Origin of the sequence: Marinobacter sp. W-8, from assembly GCF_044342215.1 — a bacterium.
Lineage (GTDB): Bacteria > Pseudomonadota > Gammaproteobacteria > Pseudomonadales > Oleiphilaceae > Marinobacter > Marinobacter nauticus.
This window is the reverse complement of sequence record NZ_CP172297.1, coordinates 2,055,996-2,069,764: the sequence shown is the minus strand read 5'-3', so window position 1 is coordinate 2,069,764 and position 13,769 is coordinate 2,055,996. Positions and strand designations below refer to the sequence as shown.

At 56.9% G+C, this 13,769-nt stretch carries 11 protein-coding genes; 10 read left to right on the top strand and 1 reads right to left on the bottom strand.

Annotated elements, in window-relative coordinates; all coding sequences use genetic code 11:
- Positions 1 to 96 precede the first annotated feature (96 nt).
- The 9 genes from ACF8YQ_RS09635 (at position 97) to rluB (ending at position 11,881) form a co-directional block, all read left to right on the top strand.
- A complete protein-coding gene (locus tag ACF8YQ_RS09635; RefSeq protein WP_011784662.1) occupies positions 97 to 2,934 on the top strand; it encodes a 2-oxoglutarate dehydrogenase E1 component in 2,838 nt (945 codons plus the stop codon).
- 25 nt (positions 2,935 to 2,959) lie between these two features.
- A complete protein-coding gene (gene odhB, locus ACF8YQ_RS09630; protein ID WP_222533658.1) occupies positions 2,960 to 4,183 on the top strand; it encodes a 2-oxoglutarate dehydrogenase complex dihydrolipoyllysine-residue succinyltransferase in 1,224 nt (407 codons plus the stop codon).
- 35 nt (positions 4,184 to 4,218) lie between these two features.
- Entirely contained in the window at positions 4,219 to 5,661 is a 1,443-nt protein-coding gene (gene lpdA, locus ACF8YQ_RS09625; protein WP_206852206.1) for a dihydrolipoyl dehydrogenase, read from the top strand.
- A gap of 196 nt (positions 5,662 to 5,857) precedes the next feature.
- Positions 5,858 to 7,024: an ADP-forming succinate--CoA ligase subunit beta gene (sucC, locus tag ACF8YQ_RS09620; RefSeq protein WP_011784665.1), complete on the top strand. Its 1,167-nt coding sequence runs from the start codon at positions 5,858 to 5,860 to the stop codon at positions 7,022 to 7,024.
- A complete protein-coding gene (gene sucD, locus ACF8YQ_RS09615; RefSeq protein WP_011784666.1) occupies positions 7,024 to 7,896 on the top strand; it encodes a succinate--CoA ligase subunit alpha in 873 nt (290 codons plus the stop codon). Before sucC ends, sucD begins: the two co-directional genes overlap by 1 nt.
- 195 nt (positions 7,897 to 8,091) lie before the next feature.
- Positions 8,092 to 9,306, top strand: coding sequence for a tryptophan--tRNA ligase (locus ACF8YQ_RS09610; RefSeq protein WP_011784667.1), 1,215 nt, complete (start codon positions 8,092 to 8,094; stop codon positions 9,304 to 9,306).
- 37 nt (positions 9,307 to 9,343) lie between these two features.
- On the top strand, positions 9,344 to 10,171 hold the full coding sequence (locus ACF8YQ_RS09605) for a segregation and condensation protein A (protein ID WP_396621249.1): 828 nt from the start codon (positions 9,344 to 9,346) through the stop codon (positions 10,169 to 10,171).
- Positions 10,172 to 10,187: 16 nt separating this feature from the next.
- Positions 10,188 to 10,853: an SMC-Scp complex subunit ScpB gene (scpB, locus tag ACF8YQ_RS09600; protein WP_141067681.1), complete on the top strand. Its 666-nt coding sequence runs from the start codon at positions 10,188 to 10,190 to the stop codon at positions 10,851 to 10,853.
- A 41-nt stretch (positions 10,854 to 10,894) separates the two neighbouring features.
- Positions 10,895 to 11,881, top strand: a complete 987-nt coding sequence (gene rluB, locus ACF8YQ_RS09595; protein WP_011784670.1) for a 23S rRNA pseudouridine(2605) synthase RluB — start codon at positions 10,895 to 10,897, stop codon at positions 11,879 to 11,881.
- Positions 11,882 to 11,889: 8 nt separating this feature from the next.
- Here rluB and ACF8YQ_RS09590 read toward each other — a convergent pair whose 3' ends face one another.
- Complete coding sequence (locus tag ACF8YQ_RS09590) at positions 11,890 to 12,816, bottom strand: GGDEF domain-containing protein (RefSeq protein WP_396621248.1); 927 nt, start codon at positions 12,814 to 12,816, stop codon at positions 11,890 to 11,892.
- A gap of 272 nt (positions 12,817 to 13,088) precedes the next feature.
- Here ACF8YQ_RS09590 and ACF8YQ_RS09585 point away from each other — a divergent pair, with 272 nt between their 5' ends.
- Positions 13,089 to 13,769, top strand: a complete 681-nt coding sequence (locus tag ACF8YQ_RS09585) for a GntR family transcriptional regulator (RefSeq protein ID WP_023008224.1) — start codon at positions 13,089 to 13,091, stop codon at positions 13,767 to 13,769.

Here is a 13,769-nt window from a genome sequence, read left to right as displayed (position 1 = left end):
GGCCAAAGTCATGCCGTAATAACCCGTATTGACTGAGAATTACCCCTGGCCGACCATACTGGCTCCCCCGCACCAGCCCAAGGTGAGCTATTCAAAATGCACGAAAGCATCATGGAGCAGTTATGGCAGACTTCCCACCTGCAGGGTGGCAATCTTGCCTATGTTGAACAGCTTTTTGAAACCTACCTGACAGACCCCAACGCAGTTCCAGAAGAGTGGCGGAGTTACTTCGATAAACTCCCGAGCGTCGATGGCTATCAGGGCCGCGACATCGTTCACTCCACCATCCGCGAGCAGTTTGAGCACATCTCCCGCAATCAGCGTTTTCTGGCGACCAATGGCGTGCCTGCCAGTGCTACGTCCGACGCTGATAAAAAGCAGATCCGTGTTCTGCAGCTGATCAACGCTTTTCGTTTCCGCGGTCACCAGGAAGCAAAGCTTGATCCTCTGGGTGTCTGGCAACGTCCTCAGGTAGAAGATCTGGACCCGCGATTCCACGAATTGGGCGAATCCGATCTTGATCTGGAGTTCCAGACCGGCTCTCTGAACTTTGGTTCCGAGAGCATGAAACTCGGCGATATTGTTCAGGGCCTGCGCCAGACATACTGCGAGAGCATTGGCGCTGAATACATGCATGTGGTAGACACGCGCATCAAGCGTTGGTTCCAGCAACGTATGGAGCCTGTTCGTTCCCGTCCGGAATACGAAACTGAAACCCGCAAGCATATCCTCGAGCGCCTGACAGCAGCTGAAGGACTGGAAAAATACCTGGGTTCCCGGTATCCGGGCGTCAAGCGTTTTGGTCTCGAGGGCGGTGAAAGTCTGATCCCCTGCCTGGACGAGCTGATTCAGCGTGCGGGCTCCTATGGTGCCAAAGAGATTGTGCTGGGCATGGCCCACCGCGGTCGACTGAACGTGCTGGTCAACACCCTGGGCAAAAATCCGAAAGAACTGTTTGATGAATTCGAGGGCAAGAAGCTCGCGGATTCCGGCTCCGGCGACGTGAAATACCACCAGGGCTTCTCCTCAAACGTGATGACGCCAGGTGGCGAGGTTCACCTGGCCATGGCCTTCAACCCGTCTCACCTGGAAATCGTATCCCCGGTAGTGGAAGGCTCGGTACGCGCCCGTCAGGACCGTCGTGGCGATACCGATGGCAGTACCGTGGTACCCATTGTGATGCACGGCGACGCTGCGTTTGCCGGGCAGGGCGTAGTGATGGAAACCTTCCAGATGTCCCAGACCCGGGGCTTTGGTGTTGGCGGTACCATCCACATCGTGATCAACAACCAGGTTGGCTTCACCACCAGCAAACAGGAAGATGCTCGTTCCACCGAGTATTGCACCGACGTTGCCAAGATGGTTCAGGCGCCGATTCTGCATGTGAACGCAGACGATCCTGAAGCGGTGATGTTTGCCACCCAGATGGCGATGGACTACCGCAACGAATTCAAGCGCGATGTAGTGATTGATCTGGTTTGCTACCGTCGTCGTGGCCACAACGAGGCGGATGAGCCGGCAGCGACCCAGCCGCTGATGTACGACAAGATCCGCAAGTTGAAGACCACCCGTGCGATCTACGCGGATCAGCTGGTTGAAGCCGGTGTGATCACCGAAGATGAAGCCAAGCAGATGGAGACTGATTACCGGGACGCCCTGGACAAGGGTGATCACGTGGTCAAGTCCCTGGTTAAAGAGCCTAACAAAGAGCTTTACGTGGACTGGGCTCCGTATCTGGGCCATGAGTGGACAGCGAAGTGCAAGACCAGCGTTGCGCTGAAAACCGTCCAGAAACTGGGCAAGAAGCTGACTGAAGTGCCGGAAGGGTTCAGCATACAGCGCCAGGTTTCCAAGATTGTTAATGATCGCGAGAAGATGACGGCTGGCGCGCTGTCCCTGAACTGGGGCTACGGCGAAATGATGGCCTATGCCACTTTGCTTAACGAAGGCCACCCGATCCGCCTGACTGGTCAGGACGTGGGCCGGGGCACCTTCTCGCACCGTCATGCTGTTCTGCATAACCAGAAAGATGGGTCTACTCATATTTCCCTGCAGAATCTGAAAGACGATCAGCCGAAGTTCGACATCTATGACTCACTGCTGTCTGAAGAAGCGGTGATGGCGTTCGAATACGGTTATTCCACCACAACGCCGAACGCGCTGATTGTCTGGGAAGCCCAGTTTGGTGACTTCGCCAACGGTGCCCAGGTGGTGATTGATCAGTTCCTGACCAGTGGTGAGCATAAGTGGGGTCGACTGTGTGGCCTGACACTGCTGCTGCCACACGGTTATGAAGGGCAGGGGCCGGAACACAGTTCCGCCCGTCTGGAGCGTTTCCTGCAGCTGTGTGCCGAACACAATATTCAGGTCTGTGTGCCGACTACACCGTCTCAGGTATTCCACATGTTGCGTCGGCAGGTGAAGCGTCCGTTGCGCAAGCCGTTGGTTGCCATTACGCCCAAGAGCCTGCTGCGCCATAAGGAAGCCATTTCGGGTCTGGACGACCTGACATCCGGCACATTCCAGACAATTCTGCCGGAGAAAGAACCGTCCGATCCGAAAAAAGTGACTCGCCTGATCCTCTGCAGTGGCAAGGTCTACTATGATCTTCTGGAGAAGAAGAAGGCGGATGAGCGGGACGATGTCGCGATTGTTCGTATCGAACAATTGTACCCGTTCCCGAGCGATGACCTGGACGAACTGCTGAGCCAGTACAGCAAGCTCAAGCATGTGGTCTGGTGTCAGGAAGAGCCGATGAACCAGGGAGCCTGGTATTGCAGTCAGCATCACATGCGGAACGCACTGCAGCGCCTGAATCCCAAGCTATATCTCCAGTATGCCGGTCGTGAGGCTTCTGCTGCTCCTGCCTGTGGACACATGTCTGTTCACATTGAAGAGCAGAAGAAACTGGTTAACGACGCGTTTGAAATCTGACGAGCTACCGAACTAAGGATCCGTAATGTCAACAGAGATTAAAGCCCCCGTTTTCCCTGAGTCGGTTGCCGAAGGCACCGTCGCGACCTGGCACAAGCAGCCGGGTGAGGCCTGTTCCCGTGACGAGCTGATTGTCGATATCGAAACCGACAAGGTTGTGCTCGAAGTGGTTGCGCCGGCGGATGGTGTGATCGAAGAAATTCTCAAGAACGAAGGCGACACCGTGGAAAGCGGTGAGGTCATCGGCAAGTTCAAGGAAGGCGCAGCAGGTGAATCCAAGCCGGCCGAGAGCAAGTCTGAAGCGAAAGCCGAAGCTCCGAAAGCCGAGGAGAAATCCGAAGCCGCTTCCGGCGATGCGATTCTGAGCCCGGCTGCCCGCAAGCTTGCTGAAGAAAACAACGTTGATCCGAGCGCGGTAAAAGGCACTGGTAAAGATGGCCGTGTTACCAAGGAAGACGTTCAGAACTACGTGGACAGCAACAAGTCCTCCGGTGGTGCGCCTGCGGCCAAACCGGCAGCGATGCCTGAGGTAAACGTTGGCCAAGGCGAGCGCGCCGAGAAGCGGGTTCCGATGACACGCCTGCGTGCCAGCATCGCCAAGCGTCTGGTTGATGCCCAGCAGACAGCCGCCATGCTGACCACCTTTAACGAGGTGAACATGGCGCCGATCATGGAACTGCGTAAGCAGTACCAGGACAGCTTTGTGAAGCGCCACGGCATCAAGCTGGGTTTCATGTCGTTCTTCACCAAAGCAGCGACCGAAGCTCTGAAGCGCTTCCCCGCCGTGAATGCCTCCATCGACGGTAACGACATGGTGTACCACGGTTACCAGGATGTGGGTGTAGCAGTATCCACTGACCGTGGTCTGGTGGTACCGGTTCTGCGTGACACCGATGCCATGGGCCTGGCCGACATCGAGAAGAAGATCGTCGAGTACGGTACCAAGGCGAAGGAAGGCAAGCTGGCCATTGAAGATATGACCGGCGGCACCTTCACCATCACCAACGGTGGTATTTTCGGTTCTCTGATCTCCACGCCGATTCTGAACCCGCCGCAGACTGCGATTCTGGGTATGCACAAGATCCAGGAGCGCCCGATGGCGGTGAATGGCAAGGTTGAGATCCTGCCAATGATGTACCTGGCGCTGTCATACGATCACCGTATGATCGATGGCAAGGAAGCGGTGCAGTTCCTGGTGGCCATCAAGGAAATGCTGGAAGACCCGGCACGTATCCTGCTGGATGTGTAATCTGACACTCAACGAATTCGATAACAGGAAAGATTATGTCCGATAAGTTCGACGTTATTGTCATTGGTGCAGGCCCCGGTGGTTACGTTGCTGCCATTAAAGCCGCTCAGCTGGGTCTGAAGACCGCGTGTGTGGAGTCCTGGACTGGTAAAGACGGCAAGAGCCAGGTGCTCGGCGGTACCTGCCTGAACGTAGGCTGTATTCCGTCCAAGGCCCTGCTGGAAGTGACTCACAAGTTTGAGGAAGCGAGCCACGATTACGACGCCATGGGCATCCTGGCAAAGGACGTGAAAATCGACGTCGCCAAGATGATGGAGCGCAAGGCTGGCATCGTTAAGCAGCTGACCGGTGGTATTGCAGGCCTCTTCAAGGCCAATGGCGTAACCTCCATCCACGGTCACGGCAAGTTGCTGGCGGGTCGCAAGGTTGAAGTCACCGACAAGGATGGCAAGACCAAGACCTATGAAGCCGACAACGTGATCATCGCCACCGGTTCCCGGCCGATCGAGATTCCGCCGGCGCCGTTCGACGGTGAATACATCGTCGATTCCGAGGGCGCGCTGGAGTTTACCGAAGTGCCCAAGCGCCTTGGCGTGATCGGTGCCGGTGTTATTGGTCTGGAGCTGGGTAGCGTCTGGGCCCGCCTGGGTTCAGAAGTAACCGTGATCGAAGCGCAGGACAGTTTCCTGCCGGCGGTTGACCAGCAGTGTGCCAAGGATGCGTTGAAGCAGTTCCAGAAGCAGGGCCTGAACATCGTGATGGGCGCCCGCATGACTGGCGCGGAAGTCAAGCGCAAGCTGGTTAACGTCAGCTACGAAGACTCCAAGGGTAAGCAAGACGCCAAGTTTGACAAGCTGATCGTGGCTGTTGGCCGTCGTCCGTACACCGATGGTGCACTGGCTGAAGACTCCGGCGTGACCATGGATGAGCGGGGCTTTATTTTCGTAGACGATAACTGCAAGACCGAAGCACCGGGTGTCTGGGCCATCGGTGATGTGGTTCGTGGTCCAATGCTGGCCCACAAAGCGTCTGAAGAGGGCGTGATGGTTGCTGAGCGTATTGCCGGGCATAAGCCTCAGGTCAATTACGACTGCATCCCGAATGTCATCTACACCTTCCCTGAGGTTGCCTGGGTCGGCAAGACCGAAGAGCAGCTGAAAGCTGAAGGCGAAGAATACAACGTGGGAACCTTCCCGTTTGCGGCGAATGGTCGTGCCATGGCAGCCAATGCGGCTTCCGGTATGGTCAAGATCATCGCAGATGCGAAGACCGACCGTATTCTTGGCTTCCACGTGGTGGGTCCGCAGGCGTCTGAAATCGTTGCCCAGGGCGTGATCGCCATGGAATTCGGTTCCAGTGCAGAAGATCTGGCTCTGACCTGTTTCGCGCACCCAACTCTGTCCGAGTCTGTGCACGAAGCGGCCCTGGCCGTTGCTGGCGGTGCGATTCACGTCGCCAACCGTCGCAAGAAGAAGTAACGCATTGTCGGAATACGGGGCGCCAACTGGGGCGCCCCGCTGCCATCATAACGGCGGCTTTTCGCATGCGTGACCGGCAGGCCGAGGCGATCCCTGGCCTGCCAGAACGAATTCGTTCCAGCTGCACCAATGGCGGTGCACTGACGGGTTCATTTCCGTACGTGGTTATCCTCCATCAATAGACGGGACATTAACTATGAATTTGCACGAATATCAGGGCAAGCAGCTGTTCGCTGAGTACGGCCTGCCCGTATCCAAAGGCATTGCCTGCGATACTCCCAAGGAAGCCGTAGCAGCGGCAGACGAAATCGGCGGTGACGGCTGGGTAGTGAAAGCCCAGGTTCACGCCGGTGGTCGCGGCAAGGCCGGCGGTGTAAAGCTGGTCAAGAGCAAAGAAGAGATCCGTGAATTCGCCGAAAAGTGGCTGGGTAAGAACCTGGTTACCTACCAGACCGACGAAAACGGCCAGCCAGTCAGCAAGATTCTGGTTGAATCCCTCACCGACATCGATCAGGAACTTTACCTGGGCGCTGTGGTAGACCGTGGTTCCCGTCGTATCGTTTTCATGGCCTCCACTGAAGGTGGCGTGGAAATCGAGAAGGTTGCCGAAGAAACTCCTGAAAAGATCCTGAAAGCCGAAATTGATCCGCTGGTCGGCGCGCAGCCGTACCAGGGTCGTGAACTGGCATTCAAGCTTGGCCTGGAAGGCAAGCAGATCGGTCAGTTCACTAAGATTTTCCTGGGCCTGGCCAAACTGTTTGAAGAGTGCGACCTGGCTCTGGTTGAGATCAACCCGCTGGTGATCACCCCGGCTGGTGACCTGCACTGCCTCGACGCCAAAGTAGGTGTAGACGGCAACGCACTGTACCGTCAGAAGAAAATCCACGAGATGCACGATCCCTCCCAGGAAGACTCCCGGGAAGCGGAAGCGGCCAAGTGGGAGCTCAACTATGTTGCGCTGGAAGGCAACATCGGCTGCATGGTTAACGGTGCTGGCCTGGCCATGGGCACCATGGACATCATCAAGCTGTCCGGCGGCCAGCCTGCCAACTTCTTGGACGTAGGCGGCGGCGCAACCAAAGAGCGCGTATCCGAAGCGTTCAAGATCATCCTGTCTGACGACGCGGTACAGGCCGTTCTGGTTAACATCTTCGGTGGTATTGTTCGCTGCGACATGATCGCAGAGGGCATCATCGGTGCGGTTAAAGAAGTCGGCGTTAAAGTGCCTGTTGTGGTTCGTCTGGAAGGCAACAACGCGGAGCTGGGTACCAAGGTACTCGCCGAAAGTGGCCTGAACATCATCGCCGCCACCAGCCTGGCGGACGCCGCAGAGCAAGTCGTTAAAGCCGCAGGGGGTAAATAATGAGCATCCTGATCAACAAAGACACCAAGGTTATCTGCCAGGGCTTTACCGGCGCACAGGGTACCTTCCACTCTGAGCAGGCCATCGCTTATGGCACCAAGATGGTAGGTGGTGTCAGCCCCGGTAAGGGCGGCACTGAGCATCTGGGTCTGCCGGTGTTCAACACCGTACGTGAAGCGGTAGAAAAGACCGGCGCTGAAGCGACCGTGATTTACGTTCCGGCTCCGTTCTGTAAAGACGCCATCATCGAAGCGGCCGACGCCGGTATTCAGCTGATCGTTTGTATCACTGAAGGCATTCCGACCATCGACATGCTGTACGCCAAAGAATACGTTGATCGTAAGGGCGTTCGCATGATCGGCCCGAACTGCCCGGGCGTGATCACTCCGGACGAGTGCAAGATCGGCATCATGCCTGGCCATATCCACAAGAAGGGTAAGGTTGGTATCGTGTCCCGTTCCGGCACCCTGACCTATGAAGCGGTCAAGCAGACCACGGACTTCGGCTACGGTCAGTCCACCTGTATCGGTATCGGTGGCGACCCGATTCCTGGCTCCAACTTCATCGACATTCTGAAGCTGCTGCAGGAAGATCCGGAAACCGAAGCCATTGTCATGATTGGTGAGATCGGTGGTACCGCTGAGGAAGAAGCGGCTGCGTTCATCAAAGAGAACGTCACCAAGCCGGTGGTTTCCTACATTGCCGGTGTCACTGCACCTCCGGGCAAGCGTATGGGCCATGCTGGCGCCATCATCTCTGGTGGTAAGGGTACGGCGGACGAGAAGTTTGCCGCCCTGGAAGACGCCGGTGTTAAAACCGTGCGCAGTCTGGCCGAAATCGGCAAGGCCCTGAAGGAAGTGACTGGCTGGTAAAGCAGCCCTGAGCTTCACCAAAACCCCCGGATTCGCGAGAATTCCGGGGGTTTTGCGTTATAGGGCTCCGGTTTTGTGCCGCATTGCTTAACGCCGGCGAGTGTAAAGACTATAATGCCCGGTCAGCCTGATTTCAGCGGCCGGTTTAGGCGCTGATCTCCGGCGCTCTATAAACAGAAAGAAGGAGTTCGTGCTTTGAGTTCTGTCGATTCCCAGCAAAGAGTGTTGTCCGGCATGCGTCCGACCGGCAAGCTGCACCTCGGCCACTACCATGGTGTGCTGAAAAACTGGGTCAAGCTCCAGCACGAGTATGAGTGCTTCTTCTTTGTGGCGGACTGGCACGCCCTGACCACGCAATACGATGATCCTTCAGGCATTGAGCAAAGCGTATGGGATATGGTCATCGACTGGCTGGCGGCCGGAGTTAATCCGGGCTCGTCCACCATGTTTATCCAGTCCCAGGTACCGGAACACGCCGAGCTGCACCTGTTGTTGTCTATGATCACGCCCCTGGGCTGGCTGGAACGCATTCCCACCTACAAGGATCAGCAGGAAAAGCTGCGGGAAAAGGATCTGGCCACCTACGGTTTTCTCGGTTACCCGTTGCTCCAGACTGCGGATATCCTGATGTATCGTGCCGGCAAGGTGCCGGTTGGTGCTGATCAGGTATCCCACGTTGAGATTACCCGTGAAATCGCCCGCCGGTTTAACCACATCTATGGTCGCGAGCCCGGTTTTGAAGAGCAGGCCGAGGCCGCTATCGTCAAGATGGGCAAAAAGAACGCGAAACTCTATCGCAACCTGAAAAAACGGTATCAGGAAGAAGGCGATTTTGAGGCGCTTGAGACCGCACGGGCCCTGCTGAAAGAACAGCAGAACATTTCGCTGGGTGACCGGGAGCGGTTATACGGTTTTATTGAAGGCGGCGGCAAGGTGATACTGCCGGAGCCGCAGCCGTTGCTGACGCCGGAATCCAAGATGCCGGGGCTGGACGGACAGAAGATGTCCAAGTCCTACAACAATTACATTGGCTTGCGTGAAGATCCGGACAGTGTTGCGCAAAAGATCCGGACCATGCAAACCGATCCGCAGCGGGTGCGACGGACAGACCCGGGCGAGCCGGAGAAGTGCCCGGTCTGGGGTATGCACAAAGTCTACTCGGACGAGCAGACCTGCCAGTGGGTACAGGAAGGCTGCCGCAGCGCCGGTATTGGCTGCCTGGACTGCAAAAAGCCGCTGATCGATGCCATCATCGAGGAACAGAAGCCGTTGCATGAGCGTGCCCGGGAATACGAGAGCAATCCGGATCTGGTGCATTCCATTCTGCAGGAAGGGCGAGAGCATGCGCGCGATGCCGCCCGTGATACCCTGGAAGAAGTCCGCGCAGCGATGGGGCTCAGCTACCGCTGATTCCTGTCCGCCAATAACGTCAAAGGCTGGCAAAAGCATGACCGAGGACACCAGGGAGCCGGAAGAGGCGCAGACAACGACACCGGAACAGATGCCGCTGGCGCTGGTATCCGGCAAACCCCTGGTGGACCTTCCCAAGGACCTTTACATCCCGCCGGATGCGCTCGCGGTTTTTCTGGAGGCCTTCGAGGGGCCGCTGGATTTGCTGCTCTACCTTATTCGCCGCCAGAACATGAATATCCTCGATATTGATGTCAGTGAAATCACACGCCAGTACATGGATTACATTGGTGCGGTGGAAGCGATGCGGTTTGAGCTGGCAGCTGAATATCTGGTGATGGCTGCGACCCTGGCGGAGATTAAATCCCGTATGTTGCTACCCCGCCAGGAGAGTGACGATGAAGAGGATATTGACCCCCGGGCAGAGCTGATTCGCCGGCTGCAGCAGTACGAACGCTTCAAGAAGGCTGCGGAGGATATCGATGAAATCCCGCGCATGGAACGGGATACCTATCCGGCGTCCGCTGCTTTACCCAAGCTTCCGTCATCGCAACCCCATCCGGACGTTGATATGAAGGAGCTGTTATTGGCGTTGCAGGGTGTTTTGCAGAGGGCGGATCTTTTTACCAGCCACCATGTCGAGAAAGAGCGGTTATCGACAAGGGAGCGGATGTCCCACATTCTCTCTGTGCTGCAGGGCGACCGGTTCGTAACATTCGAGAGCCTGTTTACCCTTGAAGAGGGCCGGCTTGGCGTGGTGGTGACCTTTCTTGCCACACTGGAACTGGTGAAAGAACAGCTGATTGAAATCGTTCAGGCGGAAGTGCTCGGCCCCATTCATGTCAGGGCGCGGGCGGCAAGCTGAAGGATCGAGTGACACTATGAACGAAGAACATCTGGCCCGTATTCAGGCTATTGCGGAGGCGGCACTGTTGGCGGCCGGCAAGCCGTTGTCTCTGGAGCAGCTGCGCGAGCTGTTTGGCGAAGATGAGCGCCCGGCCAGGCAGGTGATGGAGCATGCGCTGATGATGCTGGAGCAATCCTGCGAAGGCCGCGGCTTCGAGCTTCGTAAGGTTGCCAGCGGGTACCGATTGCAGGTCAGGGAAGAGTTTGCGCCATGGGTTGGCCGGCTGTATGAAGAAAAGCCCCAGCGTTATTCCCGGGCGCTTCTGGAAACTCTGGCTCTGATTGCCTATCGTCAACCCATCACCCGTGGCGAGATCGAGGATATTCGTGGGGTTACGGTAAGCAGCAATATCATTCGAACACTGCTTGAGCGAGAGTGGGTGCGCGTGGTCGGTCATCGGGATGTCCCTGGAAGGCCTGCCATGTATGCCACCACACGCCAGTTCCTCGATTATTTCAACCTGACCGGGCTGGATGAACTGCCTCCGCTTTCTGAGGTGCGTGACCTTGAGGAAATCGGTCGGGAAATAGAGCAGAACATGCAGGGAGAGATCAAATTCGACTCTCCTGATGGTTCCGGTGCCAGTCCGGACTCTGACTCGGAGTCCCAGGCGCCTGAATCGGATCAGACACTTCACTGAAACCCAGGTTTCAGCCCCGTATATCAAGGATATCTACCCTTATGGCGGCAAAAGGCCCCGAAAACAAAACAGCCCGTAGCGATCAGTCTCTAAGTGCAGGCCCCGAGCGGGTGCAGAAGCTGCTTGCCCGCGCCGGCGTTGGCTCCCGGCGGGAAGTGGAAGGCTGGATAGAGGCCGGTCGACTGCTGGTCAATGGCGTTCCGGTTCAGCCTGGCCAGAAGGCTTCCACTTCTGATCGTTTTGAGCTTGATGGCAAGCTGCTGGACGTGAGTTCAGCTGCCGAAGTTGTGCGTCGGGTGCTGATTTACAACAAGCCAGAGGGCGAAGTAACCAGCCGGAAAGACCCGGAAGGGCGGCCCACGGTGTTTGACCGCCTGCCGCGGCTCAAGGACCAGCGCTGGATCTCCATTGGGCGCCTGGATATCAACACCACCGGTCTGGTGTTGTTTACCACCGACGGTGAGTTGGCGAATCGCTTGATGCATCCCTCGAGTCAGATTGACCGGGAATACGCGGTTCGGGTATTCGGTGAAGTGGATGACGCCATGATTGAGCGCCTGAAGGAAGGTGTGCTGCTTGAAGACGGCATGGCCAAGTTTACCGATATCAGCCCGGCGGGTGGCAAAGGTATGAACCAGTGGTTCCACGTAACCTTGCTGGAAGGTCGCAACCGGGAGGTGCGCCGTCTTTGGGAATCTCAGGGCGTTCGGGTGAGCCGTCTCAAGCGGGTACGGTATGGACCGATCTTCCTGCCCAGCCGGTTGACCATGGGCCGTTGGGAAGAGCTGGATCAGAAGGGTGTTGATGCGCTGAGCCGTGCCGTCGGGCTCGGCAGCGTTGCTGTACCTCAGAAAACTCCGGGAGAGCAGGCTGCCCATGATCGCAAGCGCCGCAAGAGTCCTGGTAAATCACTGCAACGGACGCGTAAAGGTGGAAGCTGGCAAGTCGCCGATGGTGCGCCGCCAAAAGCCCGGTCAGATTCCCGCGGGAAGCCATCTGCAGGCAAGGGCAGAAAGCCAGCACGCTGAGGCCTCTTTCAGGAAATACTTGCGAATACCCGCGTGCAGTTTCTGCCGGCCGCCTTGGCCCGGTAGAGTGCTTCGTCGGCCCGGGCAAGCCATTGCTCGGGCTGTTCATCCGTTAGATGCATCGCCACACCGCAACTCGCGGTAACCGTCAAAGGTGTTTCACCACCGTCCACTCGAATGCTTTCAATGGCACCCCGAATCCGATCTGCTACGTCACGGGCTTCCTGCTCGTTGGTATGAGGCAGGAGAATGGCAAACTCCTCACCACCAAAGCGATAGACCGTGTCGGAATTACGCAGGGCCTGCTCAAGCTTTTCTGCGGTGCGAGCGAGAATGTGGTCGCCAACCACGTGGCCGTGGTTGTCGTTAATCAGTTTGAAGTGATCCAGATCGCACAGGATCAAGCTCCAGGGGGCGCCGTGTCTGTCCGCCATGGCGCTGGCGCGCTGGAGCGCCTCGTCCAGTGCCCGTTTGTTGCCAATGCCAGTCAGGGAATCCGTCAGTGCGGTCTGTTCGATGGCAATGAACTGGCAGGCATTGCGAATATGGCAGATCGCACCGGAGAGCATCATCTCGATACCCGTCAGTTCCTCATCGCTGAATCGCTGGCGACGGTGTAACGTCAGAGTGCCATACTGGTGACCTTCCAGAGAGAGACGGTATTCGCAGCGATGGGGTCCGCCCATGCCAGTGGAAAAAACAAAGTCCTGACGGGCGATGCGGTGCCGGTAATTGAGTGAGTCGAAAGGCACCATGTCTGTCATCTCCTCCGCCAGAATCGACAGTTGCGCCTCGAGGGAGAGAGTGGTGCTCAGGCGTCTGGCCAGCCGGGCCATGACATCGGAGGTGTTGTTCCAGTCCTGGAACGACTGCTTCAAAGCGGCAAGCCGCGCGGGGCGGGAAGTGTTTGGCCGGATCGATGTCAGGTTTTTCACAGTAGGACGCTCTGCTGGTGACAAAGTGATTTGCTGTACCAATAAGCAGAAAAAATGCCATAAGATAAAAAGCCAATAAAAACAACAGAAAAGTGCCTCCTATTAAAGTCGATTCCATAAACTGGCAGATAATATTTGCCTGGTTGTCAAAATTCCGGCAGCGGGTTGCCGGTTCTGAAGACGTGCAATCGAAATGTCGGACAAAGGGGTGGGGCTGCCAAAAGCCTGTGATAAACTCCTGCGCTTGAATGTACCAAGCGAGCTGTCGATTTATGAGATTTCAGGCACCGGAAAGCCTATCCGAACAGATTGCCCAGCATCTGGGGCAGCGCATTGTTGTTCGCGATCTCAAGCCGGGAGAGCGAATTCAGGAGCTCAAGGTCGCCGGCGATCTGAATGTCAGCCGCGGCTCCGTGCGTGAGGCTCTGCTGATTCTGGAGCGGCGTCATCTGGTTGAGATCTATCCCCGGCGCGGGGCGGTGGTGTCGGAGCTGACGATAGACTCGGTGAATGCCCTTTACGATATTTACATCGATCTGTTGTGCATGTTGGCTCGCAAGGTGCTGGAGCGTTGGCCAGGTGAACAGCTCGGCGGCATGATGGGGCAGGTTAATGAAATGCAGGCGGTTATTGATGCCCTGAACTCGAATGCGCCCGATGCCGCAGAGCGGGTCATTGAAGCGGGGTTCGGGGTCATGCAGTATGCCTACCGTCTGGTTGACAATCCCTTTCTTGAGGAAACCCTCGAAAACTTCCGTCCCGCCATCAGCCGGACCTACTATGTGGCGCTGGAACATTTCCGGAGTGAGATCGCAGAAACCGGTACCTTCTTCCGTCGTCTGGCCGATGCTGCCGTTGAGGGTGATTCCGAGCGTCTGCAACGGGTTATTCAGGACTTTGGCGAGCATCAGCGCCACCAGGTTCTGAGTATTCTCACGGAGGAGACCGCCTGA